The organism is Borrelia sp. P9F1 (assembly GCF_030436115.1).
GTDB lineage: Bacteria > Spirochaetota > Spirochaetia > Borreliales > Borreliaceae > Borrelia.
The window spans coordinates 14,143-32,878 of record NZ_CP129408.1 but is presented as its reverse complement, the minus strand read 5'-3'; the positions used below and the strand labels follow the sequence as shown (position 1 = coordinate 32,878).

At 33.8% G+C, this 18,736-nt stretch carries 25 protein-coding genes; 2 read left to right on the top strand and 23 right to left on the bottom strand.

The genetic code is table 11. The features are described from left to right. Positions 1 to 630 precede the first annotated feature (630 nt). Together bdr and tmk are read left to right on the top strand one after the other, a co-directional pair. The gene (gene bdr, locus QYZ68_RS04650) at positions 631 to 1,002 is read left to right on the top strand and encodes a Bdr family repetitive protein (protein ID WP_301384506.1); all 372 of its coding nucleotides are present in this window, start codon (positions 631 to 633) and stop codon (positions 1,000 to 1,002) included. A 306-nt stretch (positions 1,003 to 1,308) separates the two neighbouring features. Further along, complete coding sequence (tmk, locus tag QYZ68_RS04645) at positions 1,309 to 1,995, top strand: dTMP kinase (protein WP_301384505.1); 687 nt, start codon at positions 1,309 to 1,311, stop codon at positions 1,993 to 1,995. A 40-nt stretch (positions 1,996 to 2,035) separates the two neighbouring features. On the opposite strand, the gene QYZ68_RS04640 is transcribed toward tmk, so the two are convergent. The 23 genes from QYZ68_RS04640 to QYZ68_RS04530 all read right to left on the bottom strand — a co-directional run bounded on the left by QYZ68_RS04640 (position 2,036) and on the right by QYZ68_RS04530 (position 18,690). Then, positions 2,036 to 2,413 carry a BBA14 family lipoprotein gene (locus QYZ68_RS04640; RefSeq protein WP_301384504.1) on the bottom strand — a complete coding sequence of 126 codons (378 nt, stop codon included), beginning with the start codon at positions 2,411 to 2,413 and terminating at the stop codon, positions 2,036 to 2,038. After that, on the bottom strand, positions 2,397 to 2,834 hold the full coding sequence (locus QYZ68_RS04635) for a BlyB family putative holin accessory protein (RefSeq protein ID WP_301384503.1): 438 nt from the start codon (positions 2,832 to 2,834) through the stop codon (positions 2,397 to 2,399). Before QYZ68_RS04635 ends, QYZ68_RS04640 begins: the two co-directional genes overlap by 17 nt. A gap of 9 nt (positions 2,835 to 2,843) precedes the next feature. Further along, positions 2,844 to 3,005, bottom strand: coding sequence for a hypothetical protein (locus tag QYZ68_RS04630; protein WP_301384502.1), 162 nt, complete (start codon positions 3,003 to 3,005; stop codon positions 2,844 to 2,846). A 26-nt stretch (positions 3,006 to 3,031) separates the two neighbouring features. Next, the gene (locus QYZ68_RS04625) at positions 3,032 to 4,426 is read right to left on the bottom strand and encodes a DUF685 domain-containing protein (protein WP_301384501.1); all 1,395 of its coding nucleotides are present in this window, start codon (positions 4,424 to 4,426) and stop codon (positions 3,032 to 3,034) included. A 26-nt stretch (positions 4,427 to 4,452) separates the two neighbouring features. Next, the gene (locus QYZ68_RS04620; protein WP_301384500.1) at positions 4,453 to 5,211 is read right to left on the bottom strand and encodes a DUF735 family protein; all 759 of its coding nucleotides are present in this window, start codon (positions 5,209 to 5,211) and stop codon (positions 4,453 to 4,455) included. 3 nt (positions 5,212 to 5,214) lie between these two features. Then, positions 5,215 to 6,099, bottom strand: coding sequence for a DUF276 domain-containing protein (locus tag QYZ68_RS04615; RefSeq protein ID WP_301384499.1), 885 nt, complete (start codon positions 6,097 to 6,099; stop codon positions 5,215 to 5,217). Then, entirely contained in the window at positions 6,096 to 6,431 is a 336-nt protein-coding gene (locus tag QYZ68_RS04610) for a contractile injection system sheath initiator (RefSeq protein WP_301384498.1), read from the bottom strand. The genes QYZ68_RS04615 and QYZ68_RS04610 overlap by 4 nt, the downstream gene beginning before the upstream one ends. Positions 6,432 to 6,535: 104 nt before the next feature. Then, positions 6,536 to 7,204: a DUF777 family protein gene (locus tag QYZ68_RS04605; RefSeq protein ID WP_301384496.1), complete on the bottom strand. Its 669-nt coding sequence runs from the start codon at positions 7,202 to 7,204 to the stop codon at positions 6,536 to 6,538. Between the two features lie 11 nt (positions 7,205 to 7,215). Beyond that, positions 7,216 to 8,205 (bottom strand): DUF693 family protein, encoded by a 990-nt coding sequence (locus QYZ68_RS04600; RefSeq protein ID WP_301384494.1) that lies wholly within the window; start codon positions 8,203 to 8,205, stop codon positions 7,216 to 7,218. Positions 8,206 to 8,219: 14 nt separating this feature from the next. After that, positions 8,220 to 8,918 carry a DUF792 family protein gene (locus tag QYZ68_RS04595; protein WP_301384492.1) on the bottom strand — a complete coding sequence of 233 codons (699 nt, stop codon included), beginning with the start codon at positions 8,916 to 8,918 and terminating at the stop codon, positions 8,220 to 8,222. A gap of 12 nt (positions 8,919 to 8,930) precedes the next feature. Beyond that, positions 8,931 to 11,033 (bottom strand): hypothetical protein, encoded by a 2,103-nt coding sequence (locus QYZ68_RS04590; RefSeq protein ID WP_301384490.1) that lies wholly within the window; start codon positions 11,031 to 11,033, stop codon positions 8,931 to 8,933. Positions 11,034 to 11,052: 19 nt separating this feature from the next. Beyond that, a complete protein-coding gene (locus QYZ68_RS04585) occupies positions 11,053 to 11,295 on the bottom strand; it encodes a DUF1322 family protein (protein ID WP_301384488.1) in 243 nt (80 codons plus the stop codon). Positions 11,296 to 11,311: 16 nt separating this feature from the next. After that, a complete protein-coding gene (locus tag QYZ68_RS04580; protein ID WP_301384486.1) occupies positions 11,312 to 11,758 on the bottom strand; it encodes a DUF1473 family protein in 447 nt (148 codons plus the stop codon). A 12-nt stretch (positions 11,759 to 11,770) separates the two neighbouring features. Continuing rightward, the gene (locus tag QYZ68_RS04575) at positions 11,771 to 12,214 is read right to left on the bottom strand and encodes a DUF1463 family protein (RefSeq protein WP_301384484.1); all 444 of its coding nucleotides are present in this window, start codon (positions 12,212 to 12,214) and stop codon (positions 11,771 to 11,773) included. Then, complete coding sequence (locus QYZ68_RS04570) at positions 12,215 to 13,321, bottom strand: DUF787 family protein (RefSeq protein ID WP_301384482.1); 1,107 nt, start codon at positions 13,319 to 13,321, stop codon at positions 12,215 to 12,217. It abuts the gene before it with no gap. A gap of 13 nt (positions 13,322 to 13,334) precedes the next feature. Continuing rightward, positions 13,335 to 13,889, bottom strand: coding sequence for a DUF764 family protein (locus QYZ68_RS04565; RefSeq protein WP_301384480.1), 555 nt, complete (start codon positions 13,887 to 13,889; stop codon positions 13,335 to 13,337). Next, a complete protein-coding gene (locus QYZ68_RS04560) occupies positions 13,883 to 14,290 on the bottom strand; it encodes a hypothetical protein (RefSeq protein WP_301384478.1) in 408 nt (135 codons plus the stop codon). The genes QYZ68_RS04565 and QYZ68_RS04560 overlap by 7 nt, the downstream gene beginning before the upstream one ends. Beyond that, positions 14,281 to 14,667 carry a DUF1506 family protein gene (locus tag QYZ68_RS04555; RefSeq protein ID WP_301384476.1) on the bottom strand — a complete coding sequence of 129 codons (387 nt, stop codon included), beginning with the start codon at positions 14,665 to 14,667 and terminating at the stop codon, positions 14,281 to 14,283. The genes QYZ68_RS04560 and QYZ68_RS04555 overlap by 10 nt, the downstream gene beginning before the upstream one ends. Continuing rightward, positions 14,664 to 15,068, bottom strand: a complete 405-nt coding sequence (locus tag QYZ68_RS04550) for a DUF3890 domain-containing protein (protein ID WP_301384474.1) — start codon at positions 15,066 to 15,068, stop codon at positions 14,664 to 14,666. Before QYZ68_RS04550 ends, QYZ68_RS04555 begins: the two co-directional genes overlap by 4 nt. A 4-nt stretch (positions 15,069 to 15,072) precedes the next feature. Then, on the bottom strand, positions 15,073 to 16,035 hold the full coding sequence (locus tag QYZ68_RS04545) for a hypothetical protein (protein WP_301384472.1): 963 nt from the start codon (positions 16,033 to 16,035) through the stop codon (positions 15,073 to 15,075). 15 nt (positions 16,036 to 16,050) lie between these two features. Next, positions 16,051 to 16,671, bottom strand: a complete 621-nt coding sequence (locus QYZ68_RS04540; protein ID WP_301384525.1) for a DUF228 domain-containing protein — start codon at positions 16,669 to 16,671, stop codon at positions 16,051 to 16,053. Positions 16,672 to 16,691: 20 nt separating this feature from the next. Next, the gene (locus tag QYZ68_RS04535) at positions 16,692 to 17,390 is read right to left on the bottom strand and encodes a DUF1357 family protein (RefSeq protein WP_301384524.1); all 699 of its coding nucleotides are present in this window, start codon (positions 17,388 to 17,390) and stop codon (positions 16,692 to 16,694) included. 25 nt (positions 17,391 to 17,415) lie between these two features. Then, positions 17,416 to 18,690 carry an anti-CBASS protein Acb1 family protein gene (locus tag QYZ68_RS04530; protein WP_301384523.1) on the bottom strand — a complete coding sequence of 425 codons (1,275 nt, stop codon included), beginning with the start codon at positions 18,688 to 18,690 and terminating at the stop codon, positions 17,416 to 17,418. Between the last annotated feature and the right edge of the window lie 46 nt (positions 18,691 to 18,736).

Below are 18,736 nucleotides of genomic sequence, written 5' to 3'. Positions count from 1 at the left end.
TTCGGTTGTTTTAAAAGCGGATTCTCCTCTGAGGAGTTTTTTTTTGTTTGGGGTCTTGTGTTTTTCTCTCTTATGTATAACAATGGTTGATACAAATGGGGATCTGTTCTCTACTATTCTGTGGATAACTGCACGCCTCTTTGTTGGTATTTTAATTATAATTGGCAAGTTTTAGAGCCCCTCTTGGGGCTTTAAGCTTTTTTGGACACCACAAGAAAAATTTAAAATAAAAGAGCGGTGTTTATTTTTTTAAAAAAAAATTAAAGGTAAGTTTGATTTTTAAGAAAAAAATAGATATAACGTTTTTGGGTTATAGTTTTTTTGGGCATTTTTCCTTTCGGCTATAACCTATTGTTCGGTTGTTTTAAAAGCGGATTCTCCTCTGAGGAGTTTTTTTTTGTTTGGGGTCTTGTGTTTTTCTCTTTTATGTATAATAACGGTTGATACAATAATGAGTACAAATGAGTGTTCGTTGTCTACTATCCCGTGGATAACTGCAAGCTCCTTTGTTGATTTGTTAAATTATTATTCGCAAGTTTTAAAGCCCCTCTTGGGGCTTTAAGCTTTTTTGGAGACTAGGATAAGACTTTTATGGGCAAATAGACTATAATTGGACCGAGAGGTATTGATATGCAAGCACAAGCTTTAAAAGCAGAGCCTTTTACAGAGCAGGTGACCCAAGAGGTAATATACGAGGAGTTTGTAAATCTTGGTATGCGAGAGTTTGTCGCTGATAATTTATCTAAGCGGTATTACCACAATCAGCTTACATACAAGGACTTGGAACATCTAGAGAGTAAATTCGACTTAAAGCTGGGTAGGTTAGAGGATAACTTAAAGAATGAGATTGCTATGGTAAGGAATGAAATTGCCATGACCAAGATGGAGATTAAGGGTACTTTAAAGCTACACAGTTGGATGTTTGGAACTATTATCACACTCAACATTGGGCTTTTCTTAACGCTCGTGCCACTGCTATATACTGTGTTAAAGGGTTCATAAAGCTTTTGGGGGCTTGAGTCTTTTTAAGGTTTAATTTATACTGAGTACAATAGTTAAGAAAAGGTGTTTTTAATCTACCTTTGGTAGATTCCTATAATGTCTTCTTACTATTGGATTTAGCTAAGATGAAAAGCCCCCTTGTGGGGCTTGAGTCTTTTTGGGGTATAGTAGATAAAAACATGAAGACTCCCTATTAGGTGAAGGGGGTTTATTTATAGTGAATTCATTTAAACACATTAGTAACTAAGATTCATTCTTATTTTAACACATTTTGATATTTTTTGCCGTAAATGTTAAGATTGACTTGTGAATAGGTGTAGGTTACTTAGTAACTTTTATGTACTAGAGGGTGTGGATGGAGTTGGTAAGACTAGTATAATAGATGCAATAAAGGACCTGTGTGTTGGTAAGTTTAATTACCATTTCACAAAAGAACCTACTGAGGGTCCCATTGGTACTCTTATAAGAGAAGAGCTTAGAAGAGAGACGCCTTTATTTTCAAATAAAACAATAGAATACTTGCTTTTTGCCGATAGAGAGGAACATATATATGGAGAGGGAGGTGTGGCATCTTTACTGCTTAATGCCCCACCCTGTTCTGGTCATAAGGTAATATGTGATAGATATTTACTCTCTAGTGTTGTGTATCAAGGAAATCCTGCAAATCTGCTTGATTCACCTTTTCCCTTGCCTGAGGTAATATTTTTCATTGATTCATCTATTGATCGGATAATGAGTAGGTTAAATAAGCGAAGCAAGAGTGGTATGCTAGACAGAGTTGAACTTGATAGAGATTCTATCATTAAGATTAGAAACAGATATGTAGATGTAATAAATCGGATTAATTTTTCGCATCTTCGTACAAAATTAGTTGTGTTGGAAAATAATGTACCTAATGATATAAAATTCAATGCCAAAGAGATTATTAAGGCAACTTCAAATCAAGGTTATCTGGATTATTTAGTTAAACAAACCCCTTGTAAGCTTGCTTGAAGATTTATAGCTTATAAGGGAATTTGTTATTATATCTTAATTAACCCATAGAGATTCGTTTTGAATACTTCTTATATACTTTCTCTGCAATAGGTTTAGTCAGATCAATATATTGCTTCATAAGAGTAATGTTGGATTTCAAGGTATTAATTGTTTGTGAACTTTTTAGTTTATTTGTATCAAAGAAAGTAAATTTAGGGTAGTCATTATCCTTTACTGTCTTTTGTGTATTAACTAAAAAGACTTGTAGGTATATAACATATTCAAGTAATTGGCTCTCATATTTAGTCAATGAGTCAAGTGATTGCTCTTCTGGTGCCTCAGGCTCTAGAGGGATACTAGCTATTGTTGTGCATGCTGTTAGTAGTATTAATAAAAAGAGTAATATCCTTGCTTTTGCATTAAAAAGTAGACTCATTTGCCATCTCCCTTTTAAGAGCTTCAATTTTTTCAGCAGCTAATTTATTGCGTTGTGCTCTAAGCTTTTCTAATAATTCCTTCTTCTCATGACTATCGGAAGAATTAGATATTATTTGCCCCGCTACATTGATAATGTCAATCATTTCCTGTTTGTATCTCTCTTGTTCCTTGTCCTCATTGGTTGCAATAATAGAGTTGTATATGCTTTGTGTAAAGCCAACTAGTTCGTAAATGATTCTACTGCCTTCTACTATCTTGTTTACTACTGGATGTTCTATGTTGGCAAATTTTAATATGCTCGATACACTGTACAATAAGCCTCCTATGTTTATGTTGCTTGCTTGTAGTTGTACTGCATCCGTATTTAGCGCCGCTGTGGTGCCTTCACTTTGTGGGTTTAATTTGTCTCGACCGCTCATTATTACCTCCTATGGGTCTTGTTTATCTTTAATGTGTAATATTTTTTTAATTATCTTTATACAATCTGTAAACACTGGTCTTAGTAGCCAAAAAATAGCTAGTATGGCTACAACAAGCCCAATGAACTTGTATAAATCAAGATTATGCAAAAAATTTAATATCTCCTGCATGTTTTAACCTCCTTTTATTTTTATTCTTATACTTGTACTAAATCTAGTGTGCTGTCTGTAAGTGTTATAATCTTGTACCATCCGTTATATAGAGGGAATAGGTGACCTACATAGCTTCCGTCTGAGTAATGGGCTTTTTGTCCCCATGAATCAAAACGGAATACTTCTCGCCTTGCTGAATCATCGTTAAACTTAACATATACACGCTTAACATTACCTTTTTCACCTTTACTGCTATAATAGACAGGCTGTACGCTAATCTTTAGATATATATATGCATCCGATTTGCTTTTAAACCTTTGTGGTATTCTTATCTCTGTTTCGTTTTGAGTTTCTAGTTTTAAAGTTATATTTTTCTTGCCGTATTCACCCTCATGTGTGTATGAGTCATTCTCTAAAGTCTTTGTACCCCCGAACCCTTCAGGAGGGCCTTGTAGCCAAACTGGCCATGGTAGAATTTCAATATCACTATCACTAGAGTTGTGTAGTATAAGGTGATGCGTTGTCTTTATATCAGAGGCCTTATAGCATCTTTTAAATAAATCTCTAAGTTTATCTCTAAGCTTGTCAAATTTAAATTCTTCATTTAGTTTTGCATTTGTGACGTAGTTATTTTGTGTGTAGTTAACTGTTGCGTAATTGTCCAGATCAAGTGCCTTCTTAAGGCAATCAATATTGTATGCATTAAATTTATAATTCTTAGAATCAAAAAAAGTAATCTTTTCATAGCTCGTGTCAATATTGCTGTCATTTGAAGTGTTATGTACGGTTATTGATTCTATGAATCTTTTAAAGGAGGTTACTGATATTCTGTTTTTTCCCTTTTCATAAAAACAGATATTATCTTCATTAGGATTGATTGCTGTATTTAAATCAGAGGTGTTAATGAGTTCATCCTTAATCTTTTTAAGGAAATCTCTATAAGAAGCCTTAAAGACTACTCCATTTTCTTTTCTAAGTAGTGTTACTAAATCATCATCCCTCCAGTCTTTAACTTGTGCAGCATTACTTATGGCTGTTTTGTCTTTATTTGATTGACTTGCGACACCAAGTAAGTGTTTGTATATCTTATATGCAAATGTTTTAAGGGTAATGGGGATTATCTTTTTGGTTTGATAATCAAGATAAAAAATTATCTCTCTTCTACCTGTTGGAACATTACCCTTAGTTACGTTGATTTCTGTAAGGGAAGTATCTTTTTTTAAGTCTTGTATGGTGTTTAGCTTTTCTAAATGTTCTATTAGTTTAGGTAGGTCTGTGTAAGTAGCCTCCCTTATTTGTTCATAAAAATTTTTATAAGTTATGGCATTACAGCTGGTTAAAGGGTCATCTAGTAGCAATAAATCATTAGGCTCCGCTTTTGATTTTTTATTTAAGTCCTTAATTTGTATTTCATTATCTGTGTCTACTTCCTGACTCATAAATCCTCTCCTTTTTTATTGTTGACTTATCTACATGTTAAGACAATGTCCTTACTAGTGTCATCTAGTGCATCAGTGTAGGAATAAAAAGCGGGCTGCAATTTCTTTATAGTAGTACTTAAAACTTCTTTCTCCTTTTCCTCCTGAGCTAAATTACTCATTATCACTTGGTCATCCCTATCCTTAATACGCACGACCCTTCCAACAGGAATAAGGCTTTTGATAAACTCATAGATTGAACTTGTATAATTTAATGGCATGTAATTAAATGTGAGTTTGTATTTTCTCTCAGAGTACGATATAACAATTTTTTTAAATCTGAAGAACTTTTCATCTTTGACTATTTTGTCTAACTTATTGTGTACGATATACCTTCTAAAAGGAGATTTAATATTGTCAAGGAGTTTTATTATAATCTCACCTGACTTGTCTGGATTAGTAGTAAGTTCTACATTTGTATAAAGATAACTAGCAAAGAGTAGGTTAAAACTGTTATCTGTTCCAATATATTCTCTTGCTAGGAGTACACTATTGATTCCATTTACAATGTCGTAAGTTAAATTTTTATCAAGATGATATACTTTAAATATCTTTGCCAAGAATTTAGCGATAAATCTGATTTTAAGATGTGCCTTAATATTGGTTGATGAAAAATTATCTGTTATCTCTCTTATCTCATTTAGAATAAATTTTTTGTATTCAATTTCGTTATCAATAACCTTGCCTAACTGTGTATTTCTTAAAGCCTCTGGAATGTTGTATGTAGAGTTATGAGCTGTGTCCATTTATTACCCCTTATCAATATCAATAAGTAACCGCTCTTTTATATCAAAAAGTAGCATCTGGTTAGGCTTTACTTCTATGTCTTGATTAAATGTGTACTGGCTGTCTTGTATAGATTTGCTCTCTGTTGTCTCATCTTCCTTAACAATAGTACCCACCCTTATTGACTTTATTCCTTTAATCATGCTTACGGGAGCTAGAAAATCTTGATAAGCATAATCAATACCCATGTCTTTATAATTTTCATCAATTATTTGTTTGTAGATTTCTCTGAGTTTAGTATCAATATCAATATGTATGTAATCTTTATGATTGATTTTGTAGTAAACCTTCATGTACACATATTTAGGAGTACCTAGACTAAATTTGTAAGTCTTATTCTGCCTCATATCGTTAAGACCATCAACGGTAATATCTCCCAAGAAGGCCGTTCCACAAGGCATTACCTTATAAAAGACTTCCCATATTTGATTTTTGATTTTAGTGTCTAACGTCTTAAGATCACCATTTATGAAATAATTTTTATCCGTAATTAGTAAAAACAAAGCAATTACCCCTGCCCCGCTTGTTAGATTGCAATACCGAACTCCGTCAATCTCTAGGAATGCTTTGCGTACTGCATCAAAAGTAGAGCTGCTTGGTGTGCTAAGTCTTGCCTCCCATTCCTTGAAAAATGAACCGCCCTCATCAATACGTTTAAATAATTCACTTAATGCTAGAAGTATCTGTCTGTCGATCTCGGCACTGGGATAATTCATGATATCAAAGATTCGATTTTTAGATACAACAATGCCCTGTTCCTTAAGTAGAGCTTTCTTTTCGCTTAAGATCTCTTCTGTTGATTTGAGTATGATTCCACTCTCTTGGTTAAATATTGTTATTTTACTCATATACTAAATTCCATTGGTAAGTGGTCACCTTGTGTAAAAAAAAGATCAACCCTAACTCGATCCTTAAGATACATTGTCTGGATATTAGACAGATTAAGTTGTAATTCTGTAGCAATTATTGTGAAGAAAAACTCCAATCTTGTTTTATCTCTTAATTGCAATAGCTTAAGTAAAAGGTCATAGTCAACCCCATAGCTCGTATCCCAACTAAGACTACCCTTAGGAAGTTTTAAATAAAGGAAAAGTGTTTGTTTTTGCTCTTCTATTGCGTCTACTAGTGCAAGGTCGTTCTTGAAAATGCAATCAAATGTATCATTGATTTTAATATCCATATATTAATTTTAACAAATTTAAAATTTTTTAAAGTAAAACTTGCCTGATTTGTCAAATTTATGGTTTTCCTTTCCGGTAAGTTAATATTATTGAAATGTTTATTTTATGATAATAACTGACTCAAGCGTGCTTTAAGTAGTGGCATTTGCACTTGCAGTTCTGCTTTAGCTCCTAGCTCTTGCGCAAAGTTTAATCTTTCTAGTGTGTCTAGTAAAGAATTTAGAATACTATATAAACTTGTACTATTTGTGGATATTGAAATAGGATTACTTGACTTAATTTCTAGTAAATTTGATTCTAGCTTTAAATCCTGTGAGGCAAGATTGAGTTTATCTTTTGATTTAATATTGATATTCTCTTGTGCTTCTATATCAAGTTTGTAATTTTTTAGCGCAAATTGGTCAATATCAATAATAGCTTTTTCTATAGTCTTAATATCAACTCTATTTAGAATGTAGAAGTATGTCTTATCAAAGTAATTGGTATCTTTTGTGTCAAATAAATTAACACTTGATTGTAGTAATATAACCTCATCTTTTTCCTTAAGGTGGAGTTGCATGTTTGATATATTTTTTGTTGCAATATCAAGATTACCAAATTCCGGAATTATTACTATTCCCTCTTGTGTACTAGGATAAAATTCCTTGACTATTCCTAATCTGGATATAAAAATATGTTGGCACATTTTATCTAATGTTTCGTGGTGAATGTATGCCATGTCTTCTAGGTTTGTGTGATATCTAAATTCATTATAATCATGTGTTTTCTTCATTAAAAGCTCTCCTAGATTCTAGTAAGTGTATTCTTATCATCTTTGATACTTAAATTAAGTACACAAGGCCCCCTACTTGCTAAAGACCCGCTAGTTTCCTCTACTACGCCTGTTATAAGATTATTAAACCTGTCATGGAATGAGACTCTAGTGTTAACTTCAATTCTATGCGTGTAGAGTACCTGTGCATTCCAATATATTATTTGCTGCCTGCTCTCTGGTGCGTATTTTAATTCTTGTTGTGGAATAAAATGTAATCCGAATTTTTCAAGAAGAAGTGGTTTTATAAATTTCCCCCCACTCTCTTTTGGTACCGTTTTATAATAAAAACGATAGACAGCATCTATGTTATTATTTCTGTCTTTGGGTTCTACTTTGCAAATAATGGCGTAATTGCGCGCTAGGGCTGTTAAGAATTCATCTAAAGAACCGCATGTAAAGGCCCTATTGATTGTGTTATTTGCAATACTTGTAGGCAAGTGTAATTCCTCATTTCCCTTAAATACCTCCCTTATGGCCGCACTTATTGACCTGCCTTTAAAGTTAATATTTCTCTTAATTATCTTTGATTTCGGATTCCTAGGATCTTCTCGTTCTTGAAATATATTACTAATCTTGTAATTTATCATAGAGTTTGTTACCTCATAATCAACGCTAAAATCTCTTGATATATAATCTGTATCCATGGGAGTGTTAATGAGTCCGTTTAGTAGGAAATGATACTCCCTAGAGTAAGTAAGCTTTTTATAACTAATTTTAACCGCATCATGAAACTTGATATTAAGTTTCTTATCTACATTGAAAGTTTGAGGAACGTTATATATCTTAAGTGAGCCTGTCTTGTAAAGCATACCACTTTCTGATCCATAATTATTACCTATAGAGAGTGTTACATGAGTTCTTGTTTGTTCAGTATCAATTATAAGTTTAGGTTTAGAGGCTACTACGTATTTAGTATCATCATAATTATAAAATTCAATCTTAAAATCGTATCTGATCATCTTATGTTCTTCTTTTATTCAAATTCAAAATCTTCCAGATAACCTACATCAATCTCTTCTATGCTTATTGAAACGTTATATGTCCCCTCAAATTCCGTAGGGCGTGTTACAAGCCGTGGTATTTTTGTATATGCAATATATCCAGTAAGAGGAGAGAAGAATGAGAAGGGCACACCCGCCTTAACCCGTTCTTCTAGTTGTTTTCTAACTAAACTTTTAGTTTCTCTAAATACTGCATTAAGTGCAGGGATGCGTTTTAATGTTTCATCAAAAATAATTTTTTCATAAAAACTGGTCAAGATCCCATCATTTAAAGAGATAGTGTATGGCTTGCCATAAATATTATAACTAGCATTTTGTAAGTTTCTCGTTAAGGGATTGATTATAGGGTAGCTAGCTCCATCCTGTCCTGTTGATATTTCCATATATTCATTTGTAGCTGATATTAAAAACAATTGTGGAATAAAACCTAGTCCATAAAAATCAAGACGTGGATAGAGAGCCATCCAGTTACTGCCTCTTCCGAATAATAATATGATTTGATTGCAAATTTCTAATATTATTTTTGAGTTCGCTTTAATGAATGTGTATGCCTTTTCTTTTTCTAGCATAAGAGGTGTGTCCCCATCCTCACCCGAGCCCCATTTTGCGTCCTTAATGACATCTAACAATTTATCGGGGTTTGTTATTTTTTTAAAAAAATCAAAACTCATCTTGCCTCTCCTTTAGCTTGTACCGATACTGTCTTTAAGGGTAGATTTGCCACGAAATCTTGTGTTAAGTTGTTGCGTAGCATATGAGACGGCATTTGTGAAGTTACTCATAGCTGTTGTTGAGGTTGCAAGTGACTTATTAATACCTTCTGTATTAATGTGACTTATATCTTTACCCTTATTATGCAAGCTACTCCTTTCCAGAATATCCTCTGGAGTGCGTCCAGCATTTCTGTTTTCTTGCCATTGCTTTTCAATCATGTCATTGTCTTTTAAGTACTTAAGGTATGCATCTACTTCTGTTTTTGTAAGTTTACGTGCCCTAGTACCACCCATGTGGCTATTTTGTTGTGATTTAACATAGTAATCATTGCCCTTCTTTTCTACTGTATTATCAATAAAATCTGGAACATACTCTTCTGTTATTGAATAATTGCCTAATGGTTTAGCTTTATTGTATATATGTTTTCGTTTTCTTAATTCTTGTTTACGATATTGCATAAAAGATAAGTTTTCTTTCCGCTTCTCTGCTTGTATTTGATTATTTTGAAAAAAATTCACAGCAGCCTCAATTGTCTGTCCTGTCTTTTGGGCTAGTAGGTCACCTATATTAGCCTGAGTTTCAGCGGTAACATTTGAAGCCTTTCCTATATTCTGATGTAGTGCAAGTTTTTCTTTAACACCTGTTGTGTTTCTAATCTTACTGTTAAGTAGCGATGAAACACGAGCTAGGTCCTCTTCAATAAGATGAGTCCCTCCTTGGCTTGTTGCATACTTGCGTTCTCTATCTTGTCTTCCTAGTTCTGTGAATCGACCCCCCTGAGCACCTAATTTACGTGCTATGCCATATAAACCGCTAAGGTCTCCCCTACCTAATGATTCTACTATGTCAAATGCTTCCCCTATGCTTGCATATTGCATTTCTACTAAACTTAAAGCCAACTCTATTCCCTTACGTGTGGCATTATTAGTAGCTCCTCCTCTTAGTGCATACATGTTTTCTAGGTTAATAGATCCTGCTATTACTTCTGCTTCCTTGTTAAAATCAATTCCCCGTTGGTTCATTTGCTTAATAATTTCAAAATTAATGCTTTCACCCTGAGTAAGTGAAGGCATTAATTTTGAATTACCTTTGTAAATTTGACGTAGTTCATCAAAACTTCTTCCACCTCTTTTAATATGAGCATGTGCCTTGCTCATGTCCCTACCCTTAGTCGAGGAAAACCCATCCTTAAGACCGCTTGTTAAGAAGTTAGTAAGGCTACTTATAAGATTACCTGTAACATTGGCAAGAGTTTGAGTTAAGAAACTTGTATTTGCTTTAATTGAAGCAATAGCTCTTGAGAACTCACTAGTAGCTACACCATTTGCTTTAAGCTGAGCAAGTCTGTTTTTATAGTAATCACTATCCGTTTGCCTAGCTCTCTTCTCACCCTCTTCTCTGGCCTTCTCGTAGCTTAATCCACTTCGCATAAGTCTTGAGGTTTCTTGAAAAGTCTTCTTAATGCGCTTCTCCTCTTCTCGTCTAATTCGTGCTTCTTCTCTATCCTTGAGGCGTTGTGCATATTGTTGTCCCCGTTTTTGTTCTTTCTCTTGTGTCATCCTTTCTTTAAAGAATTGACTCTCTATGCTACGGTCTACTTTAAGCTTGCTAACTTGAGTTCTGCCTCGCTCTCCAACTTCTTTTAGTCTACTCTTTTCCTGTGCGTCTATTTCGCGAAGATTGCTTTTAAGAATTTTAGTATGAGCTTTTAGGTCTGTTTTAGGATTCATTTGTACTTGTTGCTCAATTTGCTTAAGTTCATCTGCTACTGTCTTTCTTTTAAAAGCATATATTTGTTTAATGGATTCCTTCTCTTCGATTAATTCTCGTTTTGTTAGGTTAATTTGAGCATTCTTTGTACTAATACCAATCTTTAAGTCTTCTATACTTTTTGTTCCTAAACTTTTCTTAAGTTCATCTAGTCTGCTCTTAAAGTAAGCGCTATCAATTCCAATACGCGCATCAATTTCTGTTGCACCAATATCTTCTATAATTTGTTTGTGTGCACTATCTGTGTCCGCTTCTACTCTTACTCTTAATGGAATCGTGAACTTATCTTCTTGATCTGGCATTGTTTTATGTCCTCAATTTTTATAATGGAATTTTGTTAATTATAAGTTTCCATTTTTCATGCTCTAATTTTAAAAGGCAAGCTTTTCTGAGCAAATTAAAATCCTTGCCATTAAGTTTTTTGATTTGCTCTAAATCAGTACAAATACCTAATACTAGAGGTAATATGTATTTATTTTTTCTTGACTTAAGCTCTCTTTCAATAAATTCCTTGTATGCACTATAGGTATTAAGAAAATTAGAGTTCCTATCTTGACTGTTCATTTAATCAAGCTTCCTATCAGGAATTATGTTGCATGCTCAATAAACCCGAAACATATTCATAATTCCAGTTTTCGTCAATGTAGGTGTATTTATTTAAGTTAAGTTGAGAGTCAAAAAATCCTTCTAGGTATATAAGCTTGGGCAATCGTTCTGTTTGTGAATTATCAAACATATCATAATGTAACTTATATATAAGCAAAAACAAGTCTGTTTTATAAACCTCTGACAATCTTCTATCTTTATCTAAAATCTCAGCATAAAAGAATTTCAAAAATGAATCATAAAGCTCATGTTTAAACTCAGGAATCATGTGATTAAGAATAAGTTCAAATTTATTCATGTCACGAAGTGTATCCATTGTATTATCAAAACCTAAAATGGTATCCCATTCATACATTGACATAGTCTTTATTTCAAATTTAGTGTTACCACCTCTAGTAAGTATTACTAATGAATATCTCATGTCATCTCTCCATTATTTGTGATCTTGAATAAATTCAGTTGTGCATTTAATCGCATTAAGAGTAAATGTAACTTCCGCAGGCTCTTCGGGATTATATGAGAGTTCATTGTAACTAGTAAAGAACGCATGGTCTGTTGTAATCTTAACACCGCCTTGTTTATCAAGAAAAGTTAAGGGTTTATAATTATCCTCTGGTCTCTGATCGCCATTTTCCTGTGTATTGTAAAATGACATTAGTTTTTTATAATCAAAACTGTTCTTAGTAACCTCTAATTCGATAATATAAAAGTTAGTTTCTTTTTTTAAGAAAAATGCCATATCACCTAATGAAGATGTCTTTGCAATATCGCTCTTTCCTTTAGTTAACTTAATTCGTCCATGTTTAAATTCATGTTCATTGAAAATAAATACTGTATCTTTAAAACTTTGAAAACTACTGTGTCCATCGTATGCCATCTACTTATCCTCCTTAAATATTGAATTGATATCTTCGGTTGTAATCTTAAGCTCTACGGCATTAAAGCTGTGATTATATTGAACCATAATACTAAGTGACACTCTTAAAGATGAATCAATGGGTTCTATCTTAAGTTTGATATCTTTGTATGAGAACAGGAGCCCATTATCCTTAAATCTCTTAAATAGTACTTCTAGTGCTGAAGTGTATACATTAGAACTTGCACCCTCAAGTTGTGCTGCACTTAGTTTAGAATTGCTTCTGTTGTTATTATTCCAAACCCTTATGAGTTCTTCTGTTGCTTTATTTTTGATGTAATAGTATGTAAATATCTCATCAATAGGGCGTCCTGCAAGATCAACTCCTTCCTTAACAGCAAGTACACCATCATATCCAGTCTCGTTAAGGAGAGTGTAGAAGTTAATATTACTCTTTCTTAGCGAAGAGATGAGTTCTGTATCTGTGATTATAGGTTCTGATTTAATTTTTATTCCATAAGGATTGGTAGCATGAAACATACTGGCCTGATGGAGATACTGTGCTATAAACTTAATATGTGTATTCTCATATTCACTTTTATTCTCCTTAGTAGTCGTTTCCTTATTATAGAAAAGGATAAGATTTTCTAACTGACCTGTTTTCTTACTCTTTAGTGCAGTTGGCAAGTCGCTACTTGTCTTTGAGAAGACAACAAAATTATTTGGACCCATAAGAGAAGTAATGTCTGTCGTATTCTTGTCATCGCAAGGATTAATAAAGCAAACAAATGGGTGTAAATGCTTTAAGAGGTAAGTCTTTACTTCCTTAATATCTTTAAAGATTAAGATATCAAGGAATCGTGATCCACCTTCGTCTAAATAGTCCCGAGCTGCTTTAGTTAGCAAAGCGCGTTCAGTCTTAGCTGTTTGTTGCTTGCTTGTATCGCTAGATATGCTTGATATTATCTTAAGACTTTCTATCTCATCCTCATAGCTATTACTTGTAAGCATGAGATTTACTCCATCTAATACTTCGCTTTTAAATATTAATAGTGGTCTGTAGTAATTAACGACATTCATTTGTAGTGAGTTATCAACTAAATTGACCGTAATTGTGTCTTGTGGCATCTTTAACCCTCTCCTAATTAATTTTTTCTTCAATAACTTGAATATTAACTTTTGTAATAATATTGCTAGAGATTGCCTTATTACTGTATTTGCTCTTAATCGTAACAGGCTCTTGAATAGTAAGTCGTCCAATGTGTTTTAAGATGTACTTAATCTTTAATGTATGCTCCTCATCTACTTTCTTACTGAATTTGAAAATGTTTGACGTGTTATGAAGGAATGAATTATATTCTTGGTAGATCATAGTTATTCTATTGAGTAAGTCAATTTGGTCTATCCGTTCTCTAGGATTTGCAAAGCACATAAAATATAGGCTCATTGTAAGCTCATACTCATTAACACTGTCATAAAAACTTCCACTCCTGAGTTCACGATCTCCCAGCCCGCCATAATCTATAATCTTAATAGCAACGACATTGCTACTGCTTGTATTAATATCTTCTAGGTATGGATGATTTATGATATTTACAAGTTCAATGTCAATTGCTTTCCTTTCCTTTAAATAAGAAGCAAACATTTCCAAAATTTTAAAGATATACGTAGGTGTCTTGTGTAAATCTATTAGCATGATCCACCTGACCTAGTTGTATGTTTGTATTGGATCAGATTTAACATCCTGCCTGTATTAACCAATGGTGTGGCCGGATACCTACTTCCCTTAAGTCTTTTAGCCTTAATTGTTGCCTCTTTAAGCTTAGGTGTAATCTTATTGCTTAATAAGAAATCCTTATAAAAGACAATAAATATAGATACAACCTCTTCTAGTGCAGCCTTAATGCTTCCCTTATTTATAATGGCACTCCGAATTATATTACGCATTGCCAGCTGAAACTCTGGTAATTTGAAAACCTTATAAAGGTGGCTTCTTGCCTCTAGCTTACTTGTTCCCCATTCATGAAATCTTGCAATGCTAGCAATATGTGTATCAAACCAACCAATCTCTATGCCGTATTCTCTTATCATTCCCATGCTTCTTCCCTTATAATCATGTCAAGGTAGAAAATTCCTGCTCTTGTATGTGCACGGACAGTTTCAATTAAATAAAATTGTCCATTAATGCTTATTAAATCTTCTGGATTTATGTCTAAGTCTGTGGCGGTTGTATATAGCTTAAGATAAGAGGTAAAGTCACGAATCCCTATACTGAAAAGATTATCTAATTCTGCTCCGCTTAATGAACTTAAGCTTCCTGTAAACTGTACAGGATCTGTGCGCAAGTGGGTCTTGCCTACCGTTTTATAAGTTTCATCTTTGCTTACCACTCCTTTGTAGAGGAATAATTCTTGTGCAAAGTGGCCAATTATTCTACCCGCAGCTGCACTCAAGTTATCCAAAGCTTTACTCATGGTATAGCTCCTAAGACCTTTGGTCTACTCTTGCCTTGTCCAGTTAGATCTTCTAATAATTCGCCAAAGGAGTTGCAAAAATCCTTACTATCAATATCATTATTGCGAGCAGGATCTGAGTACTCTACTGACATCTCTCCTAATCGTTCTGATTTAATTCTATTGAAAGTGAATCCTGTAAGCTCTCCTCTCTTAATAAGCTGGCATCCTATGAAATAGTAAATAAGAAGAAATGATGTATTTAAGCTTAAACTTGCGAAATCTAATTTCTTTGTTACAAGAATATCTTCTAGGAGACGAATATAATTTGTAAAACTTGGTAAAGATAATGCATTTGTATCTAACTTTAAAAGCTCTAAAATACGACCGTGTATTACTTCTAGGTTACTATTATCTTGCATTCTATTAGGCATCCCCTATGTTAATGACTAACATAGTCTTATCATGAGCCATGGTGCTTCCGATAACAAAATCAATATAACTTGTCTCCATATCATTAGAGCGTCTTTCAACAAATTCATTAATTATTGGTGGTAGCCCCTCATTTATAAGCAGTAATTCAGGTTTATGTGGAAATATTATGATCTTGTTTTTAAGTAAAGGACTAGTCTTGAGTTGCGTTGCATTACCATTATTAATGCTTGAAAGATCATCTAGTAACATATCCTTATATTTAGCTTTATTGCCACCCTTGTCATAAGAATTAAGCTTAAGACTAGTCTGATTATCCATTAGTACCATTATTGGTGCATATGCATATTCCTCTAGGTTCATTTCAGAAAGACCTGCTTTAAACACTTCCAGTATCTTCTCAGGTGAATTAATATCACTAGAATCAACGCTTTTAGTAATTTGGTTTGGTGTGTTTAGGAGCCCGAACATATTTGGCTTGCCCCTCATGTCATTGAGTAAAATCTTTTTATACTTACCATCCTTATTAACAGATATGTATCCTAATAGGAAAAAAGCAGATCTGATTTTATCTATTAAGTTGTGAGCTCTTATGTATGCTTCTTTAAAGGGTAATATATTATTATTAGGATCACCCATATACCCATTTTTAGTATATTTATCCTCAGCGCCTCGTCTTAGGTGATTGAATGCATATTGTAGTCTTAAGAAACTTGTTTGTGTCGTAATACTTCTAAACTGAATGTTTGATACAACATTGGTTCCATTAGAAACAGCTGTTGGCGTATCTTCAACAAATGCTTCCCATTTAGTTGTCTGGAAATGCCCTGAGGTAATATCTGTATTAATTATTTGGTTTGAAGCAAACCATTTATAAAACTCAGGCGTCTCTATTTTTCTATCCTCCAGAGCTTCCTTTACCCTTCGTGCATAGTAATTATCATCTAAATATGACATGAAATATCCTCCCCTTTAACTTACTTTTGGTGCAACAAATCCATGAAAATCAATTTCTACACCATATGTACCTTTTTTATCATTAAATTCAAATGAGTCTTTAAGTGCGGTTGCATGTGCATAAGAATGCTTACTCTTATCAGCTTTTTCCAATATGCCTTTTGCAGAAAAGACTAGCTTATCACCTGCTTTAATGTCGTTGCTATTGCAAACAAAGTGTCCCTGAGACACTGTTCGCACAATATGCGCCACCTTTAAGTACTCATCAGCATTAATGCAAACTCCATATAGCTCATCGCCTCCGCCCACCTCTACTTGCTTCTCATAACTAGGGTCATTGACTAACTTAACTCCCATTTTGTGGCAAAACTCCTTATAAGGCAATGCCTCTATTCTTGTCTTAGGATCGACTCTAGTAAATGCACTACTACTGAAATGTTTATTCTGATCAACAAAATCATTCTCAATCTTTGTTGTGGGTCTAATATCACGACTGCCCTTATTTTGAATCAGCGATAAAGCATCTTGCTGCTTATTATTCTTAGCCTTTTCTTGTTGTAACTGCGTCTCAAGACTGGTTTTTTCTTGTTGTAGTTGCTGAATTTGTTTTTGCAAGTCCGTTGTGTCTTTTGACATAATATATATCCTCCTTTGCCCTAAAAGACATGTTTATTTGTTTCATCTCTTCTTTGTTTCCAATAATTTAGATTTGCATACTTAAAATCATCTTCCGCTAAAAGATTAGCGCCATTGTTCTCAAAGCTTTTAAGATCTCTGCCCTCACTGGCAGTGAGTTCGTTATGTAGTGCTCTGTAGGAGTTATGTCTGTTCTTTCGCTCCTTAATACTAGCCTTAGAAACCCTAAATAATTGATTTAAGAGTTCACTTCCCCTGTTAACTTTTTCTAAATCACTAGTACCAGCTATAGCTAGGATAGTTTCTTGTGGTACAAACTTCTTAACCAATGCCTTAATTTGTGCATCCACTATTTCATTGGTAGCATATCCTTGTCTTTCTAATTTCTCAGTATTAAACTGGCTAGCTAAGTTTTCTTCTGATAGCTTGTTGACTTCACTAATAAATTTAGCTTTCTCCGCAAGCTCTTTTTGTGTAAGCTCACGCTTTTCATTTTGTGCAATCTCCCTTGCAACTTGCTCATCTATTGAGGGTTTGCTAGCTAGAGTAGACTCATGTGCTTTACTAGCCTTAAGTTCATCTTTAAGTTCACGAAGCGTATCCATAATTACTTGGTATTCTTCTTGTGAGATACTTGTTGCCTGACTAGGACCAATCTCCTCAGTAAGCCGTGTTGCGTGTGAGTTATCGCTTACTTGTAATGTAGGATTTTCATCCATCACTTATATCCTCCCCTTTTACCGTTTACTTGCCCAGTATTGGTAAATTGTTCTTAATATACTCAACCTGTTCAGGTGTAATCCTTGGATCTTGCATGAGCGTAAGGTATTTTGTATATGCATCAATAAATAATGTTTCCTGTTTTAATCGTTCTTCTGTATTTAAAACCTCAATATCATTAAATTTCATATTAAGGTTATAGTGTGCGTTAAGTTTACTATTGACCGAGATCTCAACTGCCTCTTGTACGCTTTTAAGATAATCATAGTAATTAGTTCGATCACCCTTCCCATCACTTCCCAATCCTTTAACTTGCTCATTAAAGCTCCTAGTTAATGGTTCTTTGGTATCCGCTCCAATTTTTGCCTTAACTAACTCAAAGGCATCCTTTAGGAAGGACAAATCGTACTTAATAATCTCTAGGCTAGCATTCTCATTAGAGGTGTAAAATATACCCTCATTGTGTAACTTATTCTTAATCTTACTAAGTTCTCTTTCAAGAGCCTCACTTGTATTCTCAAGCGCATGTATCCTGTTATTTGTATGTGAATTATAGTTATTGCTTGTTGTTAAAAAATTGAGAAAGGAGTTATTTCTACTGTTTTGCCTGAGTTTAGTAGCCTCTATTCGCATCTCTTCTAGGGTATTCATAAGGTCAACTAATGTCTCATCCTTGTAGTGCAGAAAATTAAAATTATTCATTCTCTTACTTATTTGTCTATATATATCTTCAAAAAGTTCAAATCCTGTGAGCAATCCTTGCGAGTAGATGGGAACAAATTTATCTAAAATTATGTCGTAATTCTCATACATAATAAGTCTACTCTTGTGTATCTTAATATTAGTACTATCGTTCCCAGTCGCTTCATTCCCCTCATATACATTCCTAACGTATTCAATGTAAGGTTTGTCTAATTTGGGATTATTATCTACTATTCGTCTAGGTTCTAGGAATATAAATCCCGAAGGTGTGTCGCGGTTAACCTCACGCTTAAGATCGTCATCAATGCCATTAGTTTTAATTAAAATATACCCAAATCCGTAAAACCTATAACTTATCATAGCCTGTAGCAACGCCTCTTTGAGTTTTACTTTCAAACCCTCACAAAGAGGTACAACAGCCGTGTTGTCTTTATCGTCTATTAAAGTAAGTGCTATTCCATTCTTTAGTGCATCCTCTGGTGTGCTTTCAATATAATTCCTAAAAAATATAGAGTACTCATAGAGTCTATCCGCATGCTGCCTAGCCCTCTCTATACTTCCTTGCGCATCTGCTAAGAAGTTTTCTTTTTCATCCATACATTAATTTTAACAAAAAATATTTTTTTTCAACAAAAAGTGTACT

Coding starts and splice junctions, on each gene's coding strand:
- QYZ68_RS04545 (WP_301384472.1), bottom strand. CDS start 16,035: ATGTCATATTTAGATGATAATTACTATGCACGAAGGGTAAAGGAAGCT.
- QYZ68_RS04630 (WP_301384502.1), bottom strand. CDS start 3,005: ATGCAGGAGATATTAAATTTTTTGCATAATCTTGATTTATACAAGTTC.
- QYZ68_RS04625 (WP_301384501.1), bottom strand. CDS start 4,426: ATGAGTCAGGAAGTAGACACAGATAATGAAATACAAATTAAGGACTTA.
- QYZ68_RS04530 (WP_301384523.1), bottom strand. CDS start 18,690: ATGGATGAAAAAGAAAACTTCTTAGCAGATGCGCAAGGAAGTATAGAG.
- QYZ68_RS04590 (WP_301384490.1), bottom strand. CDS start 11,033: ATGCCAGATCAAGAAGATAAGTTCACGATTCCATTAAGAGTAAGAGTA.
- bdr (WP_301384506.1), top strand. CDS start 631: ATGCAAGCACAAGCTTTAAAAGCAGAGCCTTTTACAGAGCAGGTGACC.
- QYZ68_RS04555 (WP_301384476.1), bottom strand. CDS start 14,667: ATGAGTAAAGCTTTGGATAACTTGAGTGCAGCTGCGGGTAGAATAATT.
- QYZ68_RS04570 (WP_301384482.1), bottom strand. CDS start 13,321: ATGCCACAAGACACAATTACGGTCAATTTAGTTGATAACTCACTACAA.
- QYZ68_RS04585 (WP_301384488.1), bottom strand. CDS start 11,295: ATGAACAGTCAAGATAGGAACTCTAATTTTCTTAATACCTATAGTGCA.
- QYZ68_RS04575 (WP_301384484.1), bottom strand. CDS start 12,214: ATGGCATACGATGGACACAGTAGTTTTCAAAGTTTTAAAGATACAGTA.
- QYZ68_RS04605 (WP_301384496.1), bottom strand. CDS start 7,204: ATGAAGAAAACACATGATTATAATGAATTTAGATATCACACAAACCTA.
- QYZ68_RS04580 (WP_301384486.1), bottom strand. CDS start 11,758: ATGAGATATTCATTAGTAATACTTACTAGAGGTGGTAACACTAAATTT.
- QYZ68_RS04560 (WP_301384478.1), bottom strand. CDS start 14,290: ATGGGAATGATAAGAGAATACGGCATAGAGATTGGTTGGTTTGATACA.
- QYZ68_RS04640 (WP_301384504.1), bottom strand. CDS start 2,413: ATGAGTCTACTTTTTAATGCAAAAGCAAGGATATTACTCTTTTTATTA.
- QYZ68_RS04595 (WP_301384492.1), bottom strand. CDS start 8,918: ATGAGTTTTGATTTTTTTAAAAAAATAACAAACCCCGATAAATTGTTA.
- QYZ68_RS04620 (WP_301384500.1), bottom strand. CDS start 5,211: ATGGACACAGCTCATAACTCTACATACAACATTCCAGAGGCTTTAAGA.
- QYZ68_RS04610 (WP_301384498.1), bottom strand. CDS start 6,431: ATGGATATTAAAATCAATGATACATTTGATTGCATTTTCAAGAACGAC.
- QYZ68_RS04550 (WP_301384474.1), bottom strand. CDS start 15,068: ATGCAAGATAATAGTAACCTAGAAGTAATACACGGTCGTATTTTAGAG.
- QYZ68_RS04635 (WP_301384503.1), bottom strand. CDS start 2,834: ATGAGCGGTCGAGACAAATTAAACCCACAAAGTGAAGGCACCACAGCG.
- QYZ68_RS04615 (WP_301384499.1), bottom strand. CDS start 6,099: ATGAGTAAAATAACAATATTTAACCAAGAGAGTGGAATCATACTCAAA.
- QYZ68_RS04535 (WP_301384524.1), bottom strand. CDS start 17,390: ATGGATGAAAATCCTACATTACAAGTAAGCGATAACTCACACGCAACA.
- QYZ68_RS04600 (WP_301384494.1), bottom strand. CDS start 8,205: ATGATCAGATACGATTTTAAGATTGAATTTTATAATTATGATGATACT.
- QYZ68_RS04565 (WP_301384480.1), bottom strand. CDS start 13,889: ATGCTAATAGATTTACACAAGACACCTACGTATATCTTTAAAATTTTG.
- QYZ68_RS04540 (WP_301384525.1), bottom strand. CDS start 16,671: ATGTCAAAAGACACAACGGACTTGCAAAAACAAATTCAGCAACTACAA.